Origin of the sequence: Streptomyces sp. NPDC046909, assembly GCF_040644695.1 — a bacterium.
Lineage (GTDB): Bacteria > Actinomycetota > Actinomycetes > Streptomycetales > Streptomycetaceae > Streptomyces.
This window is the reverse complement of the sequence record NZ_JBEYXC010000001.1, coordinates 451,278-467,019: the sequence shown is the minus strand read 5'-3', so window position 1 is coordinate 467,019 and position 15,742 is coordinate 451,278. Positions and strand designations below refer to the sequence as shown.

Below are 15,742 nucleotides of genomic sequence, written 5' to 3'. Positions count from 1 at the left end.
CGGGACTTCGGTGCCGGACGAGCCACGAACGAGTGAGACTGACCGGCGGTCAAGAACGGGAAGCGGGGTCGGTCAGCCCGTGTGCCCCTCCTCGTGGCCGCCATGGTGACCGGCGCCGTGGTCGAACTTCAGGGCCTCCGGGGGCAGCACGACGAAGGGCCGCATCATGCCCATGTCCTCGTGCTCCAGGAAGTGGCAGTGGTACATGAACCGGCCGTACGCGCCGTCGAACTTCCCCATGATGCGCAGCATCTGACCGCCCGGCACCCGGTAGACGTCCTTGTACCCGCGCTCGTTGGGCGCCAGCGGGATCGCCTTGGTCGGGTCGTACGCGAGCGGTGTGCGGGTGCCGCCGACAGCGGGGTCGAAGCCCGTCACCACGTACGGGTCCCGTCCGAGTGCCTGGAAGTCGGCCAGGTGGATGTGCATCGGGTGCGGGATCGGGGCGAGGTTGAGGAAGCTCCACTGTTCGTGGCTGCCCTCGGCGATGGTGAAGCCCAGGCCGTCGTTGAAGGTCCGGGCCGTGCGCCGGTACGTCTTCGTGGTGCCGTCCGGGCCGGTGACCTGGATGATGCCCTCGGCCGGGAACTGGATGCCGGTCGCGTCCTCGACCTCGGTCATCTCCCAGATCTCCGGGTGTCCCCCGCCGCCCTTGGTGCCGGGCGGGGTGAGCACGATCAGCCGGTGGCCGTGCCCCACGTCGTGGGTGAGCCGGCGGAAGGAGCCGGAGAGCACCTCGGGCAGCTCGAAGGTGTCGGTCTCGCAGGACTCGCGGATCCGGAACTCCATGACCGCCGGGTAGCGCACCCCGCCCACCGGGTCGGGCACGCCCGCCGGCTGCCCCGGCCCCTTGTTGACCAGGCGGAGCCTGCGTCCGGCCAGCCCCCGGAAGTCGACGAGCAGGTCGAAGCGTTCGGCCGGGGCGGCGGTCAGGGTGGGCATCGTGTCGTCGAAGTCGATCGGCACGGGGCGTGGCAGCAGTCCGCCGTCGCTGCCGATCTGGTGCACGATGCCGGGCACCGGGTTGTCGTCCTCGTCCAGCAGGACCAGGTCGTAGATCCGCGCGTTCGACGCGTTCACCAGACGGAAGCGGTACCAGGCGTCGTCCACGTCGGCGTAGGGCCAGATACGGCCGTTGACCGTGGTGTACGGCCCCTGGAACGGTGTGGTAACCGGTTTGCCGGTCTCCGGGTGGGCCGGGATCACCACGATCGTCTTGTGCAGCAGCCGGCCGTTGAGTCGGCCGTCCTCGTCCGTGTCGAGGTTGCGGTCGGCCAGCAGCAGCGGGATCTCCCGCTCCCCGTAGGGGAGATGGAGGGCGTCCTCCTCCTCGTCGCGGACGAGGTAGGTGCCGTACAGACCCGCCATCACGTTCCACCGGGTGATGTTCATGGCGTGGTCGTGGTACCACCACTGGACCGCCTGGTGGTCGTTCGGGTACTCGGAGAGCTGGGCGTCCCCGGATCCGACAGCGTTGTCCGCCCAGCCGTCATTGCCACCGCCCGTCTGCGCGCCGTGCAGATGGGTCACCGACCAGGCGGGCAGGACGGCGACGTCCCCGTTGGGCGCGACGCCCTCACGGCCCGGTTCGGTGTTCGCGGGCGCGGTGCCCGCCGGGCGGACCGGCACCTCGACGGCGGTGACCGGGTATTCGCTGCCCTTGGGAACGCGGTTGGTCCAGGCGATACGGACGCGCTGTCCGCGCCGCACCTCGATGGTGGGGCCGGGCACCATGCCCTCGTAGCCCCACATCAGGGTCGGCGGCAGCTGCGGGTGCAGCCGCACCCAGGTCGACTGAAGGGCGATCTCCGTCTCACGCAGCACATCGCCGGTGGCGGGCCGCATGACGGGCGGGACGGGCAAGGGGGCCACGTACGGCGTGAGTTCGCCGGGCGCCGCCTCCTGATTCCCCCGCTCTCCCTGGTCGCTCTCGGTGATCCTCTCGATGATGTCGGTCAAGGTCGAACACCCCCGTGTGTTCTGTGGTCTTGTTTCCCTCACCCCGGAAGACTCCTGGCGCACCGCCGAAGTTCCCGGAATATCCTGTTCCGCACAAGAAGGTCCGAAAAACGTCCTGGACGCGTGAACTCCCGTTGTCAGTGGCCGCTGTTACGTTCGGTGACATGACTGATCACGCTCTCCGGCTCCTGCGCGAGAACCCGCGGCTGGCCGCGCTGGCCGAGTTCCCGTTCGACTTCTGTCTCGACCGTGCGGAGTACGGCCATGTGGAGCCGGTCCGTCTCGTCTCCGGCGGCGCCCTGGAGATCGTGGCCGGGGATGCCGGGGGCGGTTCGTACTTCGTGTGCGAGGACGGCTCGGTGCTGTACGCCGACTCCGAGGGTTCGGCCGGGATCATCGGATCCGGATTCGACGAGGCGTTCGAGATCCTGATCGGACTGGGCGGCGAGGAGGATCTGGACGAGGAAGAGGAGGAGTACTTCGGCTACGAGGTGGCACGGGCCGAACTGCGGGCCGCGCTGGGCTTTCCGGAGCGCTCCCGTGTGGAACTCGAAGCACTCCTGGACGCCGCTCAGGCGCGCACCTGGCCCGACTTCCTGCTGCTCAACGCCGAGGAGGGGTGCGCCTACGAGCTCATCGGTCCGCCCCCGCCCCCGCTGTGGGAGTGCGTGCGACGGCCCGACGGCTTCGCGGGCGACCCCGCCGACGAACCGCTGTACACATGGACCGACCTGGCTCTGGAGCAGGGCCTGAGCAACGTCGCCCGGGCGGCGCTCATACAGCGGTTCGACGCCATCTACCTCGATCAGGGGCTGCTGCGGCGGGCGGACGACCCCACCCGTCTGGACACGGCCGAACTGACGCTGCTCGCCGACCGCTTGGAGCGCGTCGGCGAGCCGCTTCCGGCTGAGGGCGCCCGGCGTCTCCACGCGGCACTCCGCGAGACACCGGACGGCTCAAGAACGCGGTGACGGGGGCGGGACCGCCGGGTCAGCCGACCATCGGCAGCGTCAGGGCCGGAGCGCGGTCCGGCAGGAAGCCGTGGGTGCGGCGGGCCAGATACTCGGGCTTGTAGCGGTCGACCGTGCGATGCCAGTGCAGGATGCCCGCCATCCAGTTCTGGAGGTCGGTGACGTAGTTCCGCATGATCTCGCGCCCCTCCTCCGACAGGCCGAAGTCGTCGTAGACGACCGGTAGTTCATGCTCGGCGACATGCTGGAACTGCCGCATGCGCTGGGTCATGAGGTCGTGGACGACGGCGAGCGCGGTCGGGTAGTCGATGCCGAAGAAGTTCTGGACGACCAGGATCGCGTTGTGGATCTCGCCGTCGTACTCGATCTCCTTCTGGTACGAGAACACGTCGTTGATGAGCATGCCGTAGTCGATGGCCGCGTTCTCCAGCGAGCGGACCGGTCCGCTGCGGTGGACCTCGGGCGGGACGGCGGGGCCGTGGCCCATCCGGGCCAGGCTCAGGGTGAGATCGGACCCGAAGGTGGCGCGGCGCATCTCCAGATAGTCGACCGGGTCGGGGATCCGGTTCTGGAACTGGTTGGACAGCTCCCAGACCCAGCTCTCGGTCATCACGTTCACGGAGTCCTTGAAGGTGCGCCGCTGGTCGGGGGTCATCTCCGCCGTGGTGCGCGCCCACAGGTCGATGAGGCCGCGCTCCATGCCGTTCAGGGGCGCCGGGATCTCCTCGCCCGCCACGGGCATGCAGTCCGCCAGGCGCCGGGTGGCCAGACGGGCGGCGGCGAGGTCGTGGCGGTGGCCGAAGACGAGCGGGTAGTAGTCGTCGCCGTAGGTGCCCCAGGCGAGCCACTGGGCGCTGAGGTCGAGGGCCTCCGGGGTCGCGTCCGGGTCCAGGCCCGCCGAGCACAGGGCCAGGTCGGCGGCGGCGAGCCGGTCCTCGTCCCAGACGCCCTCCTGGAGCATGCCCATCCGGTGCATCCACGCGGTGAGCCGGGGGCGGGCGGCGGACAGGTGCGGGCTGTGCTCGACCTGGAAGGGCATGTGGAAGTCGGGCAGTCGGGCCGGCCCGACCTTCTGGAACGGCACATGCGTGTAGGCGCGCAGGCGTTCCGCGCCGGCGGAGGCGAGCAGGGCGCCGACGTCGGCGGCGGAGGTGCCGGGGCCGGTGAGGCCGTGCCAGGGCGAGGTGGAGGTGGCGCCCTCGTTCATGTAGCGGCTGGAGCGCAGATGCCATGCGTGGCCGCCGGACTGCCAGTCCTGAAGTCCCTTGGTGTAGGCGGCCACCGCGGCGACCTCGCTCGGAGTGAGACGTTTCTCCAGGGCGAGCGCGGGCACCTCGGTGAGGGCCGTGTGCTCGAACTGGTGGAGGCGGGAGGTGAGGACGTCGTTGACGGTGTCGGCGGCCTGCTGGGTGGTGCAGCCGAAGAAGGTCTCCAGGACCAGCACGCCGTTGCTGTTCTCGCCCTCGTCCTCGACCTCCCGCTGGTAGGAGAAGAGGTCGTTGCGCAGATGGACGGCGTCGGAGAACGTCTCCATCAGCACCCTGAGCGGCCTCGATCCGGCGACGGCGACGGGCACCTCGGCGGTCGCGTACTCGACGAGCCCCGCCGACCAGGGGGCGCCGCCCACCTTGCGGCGCATCTCGATGTACTCGACCGGATTGGCGATCCGGCCCTCGTTGATGTTGGAGAGCTCCCACAGGGACTCGTTGAGGAGATGCTCGGTGGCGACGGCGAAGCGGCGGCGCCAGTCGGCCGACATGGCGGGCACGGTCCGCGTCCACAGGTCGGCGAGGCCGGCCTCCACGGGGTTCTCCGGTTCGGGCATCGGGGTGTCGAGGTCCATCGGCATGAATAACGGCAGCCGGTCGAGATAGGCCTTGCCGCCGGCGCGGTCCTGGGTGCGTTTGAAGATCTCCAGGAAGTGGTCGTCGAAGAAGAAGACCCACACGTACCAGTCGGTGATCAGCGACAGCGCGGGGCCGTCGCAGTCGGGGTGGGTGTAGGCGCAGAGCAGGCCGTAGTCGTGCGCGTCCAGGTCGGACTGCTCCCAGATCCCGGATCCCTCCAGCATGCCCATCTCGCGCGCCCACGCCGCCGAGTGGGCGCGGGCCTCGTCGACGTGCGGGTTCAACCGCGCGGGGTACGGCATGTAGAAGTGCGGGAGTTCGAAGGGCTGCGTCATGCGCGGGCCCTACCCACCCCCATCCGGGGGCACCCGCGACGCGGCACATGATCACACCATCGCGTGAATCAGGGCCAAGGTTGGTCAAGGGCAACGCAGTTCGCCGCTATGGCGCTCCTATCCGTTCGTGACCCTGTAAGGCACGAACCGGCCTGCCGGGGACACGGTTTCAACGGCGCCGACCAGACGGAAGTCGCTGGACCTGCTCCAGTGTGGGGCCTCGCCAACGGTCCCGCACCGCGCTGTGGTGGATGCGACCCGTGGCCGTCCTGTCGCCTCGCACATCGGTGATCCGGCGTACGACACGTCCGACCGACGTCGGACAACCGCCTGTACCGGCTGGCGGGGAACGGGACGACGGTGTCGAGTGTCCGCGCCGCACGCTATGTGCCCCGCACCGCCCGTCCCACCTCCGTCCTCAGCGCCACGAACTCCGGCAGGCCCCGGGTCGCGATCTGCTCCCGTTTGCCGGGGAGTTCGACCGGGAGGTCCAGGACGACATGGGAGCCGGGGCCCGAGGAGAGGACGACGACGCGGTCGCCGACGTAGACGCTCTCGTCGATGTCGTGGGTGACGAACACGATGGTCGTGCCGTCGGTGCGGTGGACCTCCAGGAGGAGGTCCTCCAGGTCCTCGCGGGTCTGGGCGTCCAGGGAGCCGAAGGGTTCGTCCATGAGGAGCAGGGAGGGGCGGCAGACGAGGGCGCGGGCGATGGCGACACGCTGCTGCATGCCGCCGGAGAGCTGCCAGGGGTGGCGTCTGGCGGTGCCGTCGAGGCCGACGCGGTCCAGGATGCGTTCGGCCTCGGCGCGGCGTTCGGCCCTTCCCATGCCCCGGCGGCGCAGGGGCAGGGCGACGTTGTCGCGAACGGTGAGCCAGGGGTAGAGGGAACGGCCGTAGTCCTGGAAGACGACCGCGAGCCGGTCGGGGACGCCGGTGACGGGGGTGCCGTCGACGGTGACCTCGCCCTCGCGGGCGGGCAGCAGGCCGGCGACGGTGCGCAGGAGCGTGGACTTGCCGCAGCCGGACGGGCCGACCACGCACAGGAGTTGGCCGTCGGGGACGGTGAGGGTGAGGTCGTGCAGGACCGGGTGGTCGCCGTAGTACTGGCCGACTGCGTCTAGGCGGAGCATGCGGTGGTGTCACCTGGCCCGGGGGTCGTGGATTGCGTTCCTGAGCGTCATGCGGTCGCCCTCCCTCTGCCGACGAGCCGTTTCTCCACCGCCAGCAGGCCGGTGTTGAGCAGGTAGCCGAGGGCGCCGAGGAGGACCAGCGCTGCCCAGACCGTGAGCAGGTCGGAGCGGGACTGGGCGTCGGTGAGGGTGAAGCCGATGCCGTTGGCGGTGCCCGGCAGCAGTTCCGAGAAGACCATGAGGATGAGGGAGAGGGAGAGGCTCAGCCGCAGGCCCGCGAAGATGCGGGGCAGGGCGGAGGGGAGGATGAGGAACCAGAGGCGTTCGACGGGGTTAAGGCGGAGGACGGCGGCGACGTCGAGGCGGAGCGGGTCGGTGTCGCGGGCGCCCTCCGCGGTGTTGATCAGCACCGGCCAGACGGCGCTGAAGACGATCGACGCGATCTGCATCGGCGTACCGAAGTCGAAGACCACGACGAAGACCGGGACCAGGGCGGGTGGCGGTACGGCGCGCGCGAACTGGAGGACGGGGTTGCACAGGGCGTACGCCCGCCGCGACCTGCCGACCGCGACGCCGAGCGCGATCCCGGCGACGGCGGCGAGCCCGAACCCGGCGCCCATCCGGCCGAGGCTGGGCAGGATGTCGGCGACGGCGGCCTCGGAGAGGAACAGGTGCCGGACGGGGCCGGAGAACCAGAGTTCGTAGGCGTGGTGGGCGATACGGCCGGGTGGCGGGAAGTAGACGCTGCCGTGCGCGCGTGCGGCCGCTTCCCAGACGGCCACGGCGAGGGCGAGGACGAGCCAGCGCAGGAGGGCGTGGCGGAGACCGGCCGGGAGGGCACGGCGTTCGGCGGCGCGCTGCGGCGGGCCGGGGGCTGCGGTGGTGGCCACCTGGGGCCTCCGGTCCCCCGACGTACCGGCGTCCATGGTCACACCGGGCCTCCGCTCCCCCGACGTACCGGCGTCCATGGTCACACCGGGCCTCCGCTCCCCCGGCACACCTGCATCCCCGGTCACACCGGGCCTCCGCTCCCCCGGCGCACCCGCATCCCCGGTCACACCAGGCCTCCGCTCCCCCGGCACACCCGCATCCCCGGTCACACCAGGCCTCCGCTCCCCCGGCACACCTGCATCCCCGGTCACACCGGGCCTCCGCTCCCCCGGCGCACCCGCATCCCCGGTCACACCGGGCCTCCGCTCCCCCGGCACACCTGCATCCCCGGTCACACCGGGCCTCCGGTCTCGCGGTGCGCCGGCGTCCAGGGGAAGAGTCGCCGCTCCCCCCATACCAGCGCCCCGTTGATGACCAGGCCGAGGGCTCCCGCCCACACCACGCCCGCGAGGACGTCGCGGGTGCCGTCCGTGGCGAGTCCTGCCTGGGCGATGAAGATGCCGAGGCCTTCGCCGAAGCCGGCGAGGATCTCGGTGGCGATGGCGAGGATGAGGGCGACGGCGGCCGAGATGCGGATGCCGGCGGCGATGAAGGGGGCCGTGCCGGGGAGTTCGACGCGGAGGAGGATCGAGAGGCGGCCGAAGCCGAAGGCGCGCAGGGTGTCCTTGGCGAGGGGGTCGGTCTCGCCGAGGCCGTAGACGGTGTTGAAGAGGATCGGCCAGACCGAGGCGTAGGTGACGAGCGCGACCTTGGTCTCCGTGCCGGAGCCGAGGAGCAGGGAGACGAGTGGGATCAGGGCCACGGAGGGCAGGGGGCGCAGGAACTCCACGATCGCGCGTACCGCCGCGTCCACCACCGGCACGCTGCCCAGGAGGAGGCCCAGCGGGACGGCGATGACGCAGGCGAGGGCGAGGCCGAGCGCCCAGGCGCGCAAGGTGGAGCCGATGGAGTCCAGGAACGCCCCGTCGCCCGCCAACTCCACCGCGCGGCCCAGGACTTCGGACGCGGGCGGCAGATACGCGCGGCGCACCAGCCCGGCCCGGCTCACCGCCTCGCAGACCCCGAAGGCGAGCAGCACGCCGAGTACTCCCAGCGACCAATCCTGGTGGCGCCGCGTCCGTTTCACTTCACCAGCAGCGTCGCCGGGTCGAGCGGCTTCTTCAACATCCCCTGTTTCTCCATGAGTTCACTGATCCGGCCGATCTGCGCGCCGTCCATGGCGGCCGGGAAGACCGGCAGGTCGATCGACTCGGCCTGCTTCTCGGTCACCTTGGTGTAGGTCGGCAGGATCTTGCGGACCGCCTCGGGGTCCGCGTCCGCGATCTTCACGGCCGCCTTGATGGCCCGTTGGAACGCGGCCAGCGCCTCGGCGTGCCTCCCGGCGTACTTCTCTGTGGTGATGTATCCGCTGAGCGGGATGTTCTGCACCGGCGCGGACGCCCCGTCCACGAGGACGCGGGCGCCCAACTCGTCCTGGATGGCGCTGTCGAAGGGCTCGACCGCGTGCACGGCGTCGACCTGTCCCTTGTCGAGGGCGGCGCCCATCTGCGGGAAGGGGATCTGCCGGTAGACGGGCTTACCGGGGGCGCCCTGTTCCGCGAGGATCTCGTTGAGGGTCAGCGACTGGACGTTGTTGAGGACGTTGACGGCGAGTTTGCGGCCCGTGAGGTCGGCGACGGACTTGATGTCGGAGTCCTTCGGCACCAGCACGTCCATCATCTTCGGCGCGGCCCTGATCGACTCGGCGACGATACGGATGTCGAGGGTGCCCTTCTCCTGGGCCTGGAAGTAGGTGACGTAGTTCGCGCTCGCGACCATGTCGATCTGGCCCTTGGAGAGGGCGGGGAGCGCCTGGAGGCTCTGCTGGATCTGCTGGATGCGGACGTCGAGGCCTTCCTTCTCGAACAGGCCGCGGTCCTGCGCGATATAGAGCATGGCGCAGTCGACCAGGGGCAGCGCGGCGACGGTGACCGTCTGCCGCCCGCCGTCCGTGGACGCGGAGTCGTTGTCGTCGCCGCAGGCCGTGAGTGCGAGCGCGAGGGCGAGCGCGCCGGCCGCCGCCTTTCCTCTTCCCGAACACAAAAGACGTAGCGCCATCCGCGCATGATGACTGCAGGCTTGGCATGATCACTACATACAAGCAAGCCGAATCGTCAAACCTTGGAGAAATACGCGAGAACCTCCTCGGCCGCCCAGCCGAGCGCGTCGGGCAACGCGTCCGTGGCCACCGGCAGCCACAACGAACAGGCGGCGAGCCCCGCTTCGGCCAGCCCCGCGAGCTCCTCCCGTACCGATGCGGCCGTCGCGCCGACTCCCCCGAGCGGCCGCCCGGGAATCTCCACGGCGGCCTCGAAGCCCGGCGGCAACAGGAAGTGACCGGCCGTCAACTCCGGTTCCGGCATGGCCGGATCGCGCCCCACATCCTCCCCCAGCACCGTCAACCGCCTCCGCACCGCGGCGAGTCCGGCCGTGTCGACCCCGGATCCGTGCCAGGCGTCCCCGAAGCGCAGCACCCGGCGCAGCGCGGCGTCCCCCTGTCCGCCGACCCACACCGGGGGCCCGCCGACCGTGCGCGGCCGGACACCGAGCCGGTCCCCCTTCCACAACTCCCTTACGGCGGCCAGCTGTTCGTCGGCACGACGGCCCCGCCCCGCGAACGGCACCCCGACCGCCTCGAACTCCCCCGCGTCCCAGCCGGTCCCGACGCCGAGCACGAACCGGCCTCCGGAGAGCCGGTCGAGGGTGGCGGTCTGGTGGGCGAGCACGACCGGCTCGTACAGGGGCAGGACCAGGACGCTGGTGACCAGCCCGATCCGTTCGGTCGCCCCGGCGACGGCGGACAGCAGCACCAGCGGATCCGGGGTCACCCCGGTCGGTCCCGCGATCACGTGCCCGCTGGCGATGACGTGGTCGAAGCCCAGTTCCTCGGCGGTCCTCGCGGTCCCGACGACGCCGTCGAGCTCGTCCTCCCGCGCGGGCCACAGTCGGTGCGGTGCCACTCCGATACGCATGATCGTCCCCTCGTACGACGCTGTCGGCACCGTCGCCAACAAACCGCCGCCCGCCTTCATGCCCGTACGCCCGCTGGTGCTGGGCGGTGACGCGGCGGCACGCGGACGTGGTGCGGGTGCTGCCGGTGCGGGTTATTTGACGGCGCGCACCTGGATCAGCGCGTGCGTTCCGCCGGTCCGCCAGCGTTGTCCCTCCGCTGCCACCAGCGCGGCCTCCGTCTCGGGGGTGAGGCCGGTGATCACGTCGGACTTCAGGGTGCGCAGCGCGGCGACCGGGCCCGGGAAGTGGGCGGCGACGTCCGCGAAGGGGGTGGTGGGCGGCCAGCGCCGGTCGCCCACCAGGCGGCGGTAGTTGAGGTCGCCCTTGACGACGGTCAGCGCGGCCCCGGCGAGTTCCGCGCGGAGGTCGTCGGGCATGGCCTCGTACGGCAGCGGGGCGCAGGAGAAGGGGTGGGCGCGCACGGTGAGGGTGCCGTCGGCCATCGCCGACCACAGTGCGCGGCCGTACACGGAGGCCGCGCCCGGTGCCTCGGTCAGCCGGCGCAGGGCGTCGACGACGTCGGCGGTGGTGGCGTCGGAGACGTAGTACGGGTACGGCTTGACGTGCAGGACCGCCCGCCCGATGCGGCCGTGGGTGAGGAGGTGGGCGATCAGGAGCAGGTCGGGGATGAGTTCGCGGCCCGCGTTGTCGGCGACAAGGCAGAGGGTGCCGGCGCCGTCGAGGAGCGGCCACAGGGCGGCGCTGTCGTCGGCTACCAGGGCCGGGGCGGCGGCCCGGTCCTCGGCGCCGGTGTCGGAGAGGCGGAAGCCGAGGTCCGCGCGGTTGCCCCAGAGGGAGCCGTGCAGCAGGGCCGTGGCCTGTTCGTCGAGGGGGCGGTCGGCGAGGGCGTCGAGGGCGGCCAACTCCTCGTCCGTCTCGGGGGCGTTGAGTTCGGCGAGCTTGAACGGGCGGAAGGGGTCGATGCCCTGCCAGGGTCCGGGGGCGAAGTAGCCGACCGCGTCGAGGAGTCGGCGGTAGAACCAGCTCTCGGACCACAGCCAGGGGACGTCGAACCAGGAGCGGCCGGTTTGTTCGTCCGCTCCCCAGGCCTTCCAGAGGCCGCGGTCGTGCGAGCCGGCCTCGAGCGGTTCGATAGTGCCCTTCGTGCAGTTCTCGAGCAGGGCGTCGAGAGCGCGGTGCTGTTCGGGGCCGTAGGGGAAGGCGTCCCGCACCTGTCGCACGATCGCGGGGTGTCGTTCGGCGAGGACGCTGTGCGGGAACGAGCCGGGTTCGTCGCCGAGGATCACGGGGGCTGCGGGCACGGTGTCGGGCATGCGCGCCACCGTACCGCGCGGGTCAGACGGTTCTGATCTCCCGCTCCAGCTGGGTGACGAGGCTGAGATAGCGGGCCCGGCGGGGTACCGGGACGATGCCGCGGATCAGGATGTGCCACATCTCGGCCAGGCGGCGCGGCTGCCGGGTGACGGGTTCGAGGTGGTGGCCGACGATCCGGGTGCCGACCAGGGAGCAGACCAGGGAGTGGGCGGCGGCGTCGACATCGATGTCGGGCTGGAGGTCGGCCTCTTTGACGGCGCCGTGGAGTCTGCGGGTGCTGAGCTCCAGACACTGCGCGAAGGGGTGCGGAAACGCAGGTGGGAGCGCCAACCCGTCGGCGGCGAGGCGCAGTCCGGCGCGCGGGACCGGCCCCTCGACGGAGAGCCGCGCCATCGCGAACGTGGTGCGGATCAGGGCCTCCAGGGCGGTGTAGCCGCGGCTGTCCATCTCGGCGGCCAGCCGTTGGAGGTTTCTGGACTGGAGTTCCATGATGGCGTGGGCGAGGTCCTGCTTCGCCGCGAAGTGGAAGTAGAGGGCGCCCTTGGTCACTTGGGCGTATTCGACGATGTCGCTCAGACTGGTCGACTCGTATCCACGTCGGTCGAACAGATCCGCTGCGGCGGTGATGATCGCCGCGCGGGTCTGTTCGGCTCGTAACTGCCTCGCCATCGGGGGGACTCTCCTGGGGCCGAAAGAACGGTGGCTGAAAAGAACAGGCCGTGCCGTTTGTTTCTTACTCCCCGTAGACGATATCTCACGGAGCGGGAACCAACAGGGGGCACTCCAACTCCGTCCAGTCTCCAGGGCTCCCACAACTTATAGGTCAGATGTGCCGACCATGCAGTCGCCTACCGGAGAAACAGGGTGGACGGTACTTGAAAGCAGTACGAAAGTGCCACGGAAAGGCGGGCCGGCCGGTGCCCCATCCGCACCGGCCGACCCGCCTGTTCAAGGGGACCTTCTATGCCTCAGAAGGTCAGCTTCCAGCTGTTGAGCGTGCCCGTGTCCTGGGCGGCGGTGTCCTGGACGCGCAGCTTCCAGGTGCCGTTGGCCGTCTCGCTCGAAGCGTCCACGGTGTAGGTGGTGTTGACGTTGTCCGCGGAGTCCGAGGAGCTGGCGGTCTTCAGGCTGTACACCGTGCCGTCCGGGGCGACGAGACCGATCACCAGGTCACCGCGGTAGGTGTGGGTGATGTCCACCGCGACCTTGAGGGTCGAAGGGGCGTTGCCGGTACGGCCGCTGACGGCGATGGAGGACTCGATCGCCGAGCTGTTGTCCGGGATGGCGACGGCGGAGGTGCTGGAGTACGTGGTGCCGGTGGTCGTACCGCCGCTGACGGCCGCGACCGTCTTCGCCGCGTCGGCGAGACCCGCGCCGCAGCCGCCCGAGCAAGCGCCGGGCAGGGCACGGGCGTTGGTCTTGATGGCCGACTCGATCTGGGCCGGGGTCAGCGAGGAGTTGGCCGACTTCAGCAGCGCGGCGAGGCCCGCGATGTGCGGAGTGGCCATGCTGGTGCCCTGGTAGTAGGCGTAGTTCTCGGTGGACGCCGTCTTGGTGCCGGAGTTCAGCGTGGACAGGATGCCGTTGGCGGTGCCGGTGCTGGTCTGGCCGCCGGGGGCCGAAATGTCCACGAGGGAACCGTAGTTGGAGTACGACGCCTTGGCGCCGGTCCGGTTGGTGGCGGCGACCGATATGACGTTGTTGCAGTTGCCCGGCGAGTGGTTCGCGACGTTGTCGTTGTCGTTGCCCGCGGCGACGGCGATGGTCGTACCGCGGTTCACGGCGGCGGTGATGGCGCTCTGGGTGGCGGAGGTGCAGGCACCGTCGCCGCCCAGGCTCATGTTGATGACCTTGGCGACATTGGTGTTGGCGGGCACGCCGGAGACGGTGCCGCCGGACGCCCAGGTGATGGCGTCGATGATGTCGGAGTCGTAGCCGCCGCACTTGCCGAGCACGCGCAGCGGGGAGATCTTCGCGCCGTAGGCGATGCCCGCGATGCCCTTGCTGTTGTTGGTGACCGCGGCGATGGTGCCGGCCACGTGCGTGCCGTGCCAGGAGGAGTTGGACGCCGGGATGCCGGAGCCGCACTCGTTGGCGGCGTAGTAGTCGCCCGGGTCGGCCGGGTTGGAGTCACGGCCGTCGCCGTCCACCGAGACGGCGGTGTCGGAGATGAAGTCGTAGCCGGCGACGATGTTCGCGGCGAGGTCGGTGTGGGCGACGTAGCCGGTGTCGATGACGGCGACGGTCACACCGGAGCCGGTCGCGGTCGTCCAGGCGCCGGGGACGTTCATGCCGGCCGTGGCCTCGAACAGGTCCCACTGCTTGGCGTACTCGGTGTCGTTCGGGTCGGCCTGCGGCTTGTTCAGGCGGTCCGGTACGACGTAGGCGACCTGCGGGTCCGCCTTGTACTCGGCGACCACGTCGGCGACGTCCGCGCGGGTGGCGTCGGCGCCCAGGTCCACGAGGGCGGCGCCGGTGCCCAGGCGGCGCTGGAAGTCGACGTCCTCGCCGGCCTCCTTGCCCTTGGCGGCGGCGTCGACCTTCGCGGCCGCGTTCGACTTGGCCTCGGTGGCGCCGGACTTGTAGCCGACGATGAGGCGCTCGGCGGTGACGCCTGGGGCGGCCTCGGTCTGCGCGGTGGGAACGGCGGCTGCCTTCGGGGCGGCGGCCTCCTGGGCCGTGGCCACCGTGGCGCCGGCCGCCGTGAACAGGGCGGCCGAAACCGCGACGACGGGGATCAGCTTCCGTCGCAGGGAGGGGGAGGTACGCAAGGGCTTGCCTTTCGTAGCCGTCTCCGGGCAGGTCGGAGCGGCGGTCTGATCGCTTCGTCGGTGAAGCGGCGGGGGGTGGGTCGAAAAGCGGCGCGGTGGCCGGCCAAGCGCATCGCCGAATGGTGAAGGGGTTACCTGTGGTTCGGCTGTGCTGGAACGATAGGCAAAGGGAAGGTCATGTGAATACAGGGGAAACCCTCGATCCGGCGAGAAACACACCCTCGTCGTCGAGGAGTTGAGGGGGAATGAACCCTTTCACCCGTCCCGTTCCGGACTGAACGCGCCGGGCACTTCTCCCGTACTGCACGGGAGCAAACCGTTCCCGCGCCGGCCGAGGAGACGTCCCGGATGCCCCGGATGACCGCATACCGCACCGCTCTGGCGGCCACCGCCACCGCCCCGCTGCTGCTCACCGTCTGGGCGGCGGGTCCGGCACAGGCGCACGGCGCGCCGACGGACCCGGTGAGCCGGGTCTACGCCTGCTCCCCCGACGGCGGCCGGGCCGCGACCGCCGCCTGCCGGGCCGCGATCGCCGCGAACGGCGGCTCCTTCGCCGCCTGGGACAACCTGCGCATCGCGAACGTCAACGGCCGTGACCGGCAGACCGTCCCCGACGGCGAGCTGTGCAGCGGCGGCCTCCCGGCCTACAAGGGCCTCGACCTCGCCCGTACGGACTGGCCCTCGACCCGCCTCACTCCGGGCGCGACGATGACGATGACGTACGCCTCGACGATCCCCCACACCGGCACCTTCAAGCTCTTCCTGACCAAGCCCGGGTACGACCCGACGAAGCCGCTGACCTGGTCCGACCTGCCGTCGCAGCCCTTCGCCGAGATCAAGGACCCGACGCTGACGAACGGCGCGTACCGCTTGCGCGCGACGCTGCCGTCGGACCGGACCGGGCGTCAGGTGCTGTACACGATCTGGCAGAACAGCAGTACGCCGGACACGTACTACTCGTGCTCGGACGTGGTGTTCCCGGCGGCGGAGAAGAAGGAAGCGGAGCAAAAGGAGCGGAACACGCCGTCCCCCTCACGCTCCGCGGCGGCCGGCACCAAGACCCGCGCGAGCGCCTCGCCGAGCGTCTCCCCCAGCACTGCGGCACCCTCGCAGACGTCTCCGAGCACGGACCCCACTCCGGTGGCCGCCACCCCGACCGCCGACTCGGGCCCCTCGGCCCCGCTCCTGGCAGGCGGCGCGGCGGCGGTGCTGGTGCTCACCGGGGGTGTCGCGCTCGCGCTGCGACTGCGCCGGGGGCTCGGCTGAACCACCGGTCCGGCACAGCCGGTCCACAGGGTTCGCAAAAGAAGCGACTCTAAGACACTCCAGAGGACGCGGTGCGGGCGGGTCGGTCACCCCGTGGGCCGAGCCGGTCGGAGTCACCTTCACTGTGAGTTCCCTTGGTGGAATCAGTGAATCCTCTTGGCATTCGCATGGTTTACAAGCCCGTATCGGTCAACTCTCGCCACGCTTGGGGGTGTTGCGCCGAAGTTGATCACTACGGGTAAG

General features: G+C 70.6%; 12 protein-coding genes. 2 read left to right on the top strand and 10 right to left on the bottom strand.

Annotated elements, in window-relative coordinates:
• Positions 1 to 72: 72 nt before the first annotated feature.
• Positions 73 to 1,959 carry an O-aminophenol oxidase PhsA gene (phsA, locus tag ABZ928_RS01895; protein ID WP_361514485.1) on the bottom strand — a complete coding sequence of 629 codons (1,887 nt, stop codon included), beginning with the start codon at positions 1,957 to 1,959 and terminating at the stop codon, positions 73 to 75.
• Positions 1,960 to 2,123: 164 nt separating this feature from the next.
• Between phsA and ABZ928_RS01890 the strand changes: the two genes are divergently transcribed.
• On the top strand, positions 2,124 to 2,930 hold the full coding sequence (locus tag ABZ928_RS01890) for a hypothetical protein (protein ID WP_361514484.1): 807 nt from the start codon (positions 2,124 to 2,126) through the stop codon (positions 2,928 to 2,930).
• A 19-nt stretch (positions 2,931 to 2,949) separates the two neighbouring features.
• Here ABZ928_RS01890 and cyc2 read toward each other — a convergent pair whose 3' ends face one another.
• From cyc2 to ABZ928_RS01845, 9 genes are all read right to left on the bottom strand, one after another.
• A complete protein-coding gene (gene cyc2, locus ABZ928_RS01885; RefSeq protein ID WP_361514483.1) occupies positions 2,950 to 5,112 on the bottom strand; it encodes a germacradienol/geosmin synthase Cyc2 in 2,163 nt (720 codons plus the stop codon).
• Between the two features lie 383 nt (positions 5,113 to 5,495).
• A complete protein-coding gene (locus tag ABZ928_RS01880; protein WP_361514482.1) occupies positions 5,496 to 6,245 on the bottom strand; it encodes an ABC transporter ATP-binding protein in 750 nt (249 codons plus the stop codon).
• 47 nt (positions 6,246 to 6,292) lie between these two features.
• A complete protein-coding gene (locus tag ABZ928_RS01875) occupies positions 6,293 to 7,261 on the bottom strand; it encodes an ABC transporter permease subunit (RefSeq protein WP_361514481.1) in 969 nt (322 codons plus the stop codon).
• A gap of 206 nt (positions 7,262 to 7,467) precedes the next feature.
• Positions 7,468 to 8,214: an ABC transporter permease gene (locus ABZ928_RS01870; RefSeq protein ID WP_361514480.1), complete on the bottom strand. Its 747-nt coding sequence runs from the start codon at positions 8,212 to 8,214 to the stop codon at positions 7,468 to 7,470.
• A gap of 44 nt (positions 8,215 to 8,258) precedes the next feature.
• Entirely contained in the window at positions 8,259 to 9,233 is a 975-nt protein-coding gene (locus ABZ928_RS01865; protein WP_361514479.1) for an ABC transporter substrate-binding protein, read from the bottom strand.
• 56 nt (positions 9,234 to 9,289) lie between these two features.
• Positions 9,290 to 10,147 (bottom strand): TIGR03619 family F420-dependent LLM class oxidoreductase, encoded by an 858-nt coding sequence (locus tag ABZ928_RS01860; RefSeq protein WP_361514478.1) that lies wholly within the window; start codon positions 10,145 to 10,147, stop codon positions 9,290 to 9,292.
• 132 nt (positions 10,148 to 10,279) lie between these two features.
• Positions 10,280 to 11,461 (bottom strand): damage-control phosphatase ARMT1 family protein, encoded by a 1,182-nt coding sequence (locus tag ABZ928_RS01855; RefSeq protein WP_361514477.1) that lies wholly within the window; start codon positions 11,459 to 11,461, stop codon positions 10,280 to 10,282.
• A gap of 22 nt (positions 11,462 to 11,483) precedes the next feature.
• On the bottom strand, positions 11,484 to 12,131 hold the full coding sequence (locus tag ABZ928_RS01850; RefSeq protein ID WP_361514476.1) for a ScbR family autoregulator-binding transcription factor: 648 nt from the start codon (positions 12,129 to 12,131) through the stop codon (positions 11,484 to 11,486).
• A 299-nt stretch (positions 12,132 to 12,430) separates the two neighbouring features.
• Complete coding sequence (locus ABZ928_RS01845; RefSeq protein ID WP_361514475.1) at positions 12,431 to 14,233, bottom strand: S8 family serine peptidase; 1,803 nt, start codon at positions 14,231 to 14,233, stop codon at positions 12,431 to 12,433.
• A 348-nt stretch (positions 14,234 to 14,581) separates the two neighbouring features.
• On the opposite strand from ABZ928_RS01845, the gene ABZ928_RS01840 reads away from it, so the two are divergent.
• Positions 14,582 to 15,499, top strand: coding sequence for a lytic polysaccharide monooxygenase (locus tag ABZ928_RS01840; protein WP_361514474.1), 918 nt, complete (start codon positions 14,582 to 14,584; stop codon positions 15,497 to 15,499).
• Positions 15,500 to 15,742 lie beyond the last annotated feature (243 nt).

Coding starts and splice junctions, on each gene's coding strand:
- ABZ928_RS01890 (WP_361514484.1), top strand. CDS start 2,124: ATGACTGATCACGCTCTCCGGCTCCTGCGCGAGAACCCGCGGCTGGCC.
- ABZ928_RS01865 (WP_361514479.1), bottom strand. CDS start 9,233: ATGGCGCTACGTCTTTTGTGTTCGGGAAGAGGAAAGGCGGCGGCCGGC.
- cyc2 (WP_361514483.1), bottom strand. CDS start 5,112: ATGACGCAGCCCTTCGAACTCCCGCACTTCTACATGCCGTACCCCGCG.
- ABZ928_RS01855 (WP_361514477.1), bottom strand. CDS start 11,461: ATGCCCGACACCGTGCCCGCAGCCCCCGTGATCCTCGGCGACGAACCC.
- ABZ928_RS01860 (WP_361514478.1), bottom strand. CDS start 10,147: ATGCGTATCGGAGTGGCACCGCACCGACTGTGGCCCGCGCGGGAGGAC.
- ABZ928_RS01850 (WP_361514476.1), bottom strand. CDS start 12,131: ATGGCGAGGCAGTTACGAGCCGAACAGACCCGCGCGGCGATCATCACC.
- ABZ928_RS01840 (WP_361514474.1), top strand. CDS start 14,582: ATGCCCCGGATGACCGCATACCGCACCGCTCTGGCGGCCACCGCCACC.
- ABZ928_RS01880 (WP_361514482.1), bottom strand. CDS start 6,245: ATGCTCCGCCTAGACGCAGTCGGCCAGTACTACGGCGACCACCCGGTC.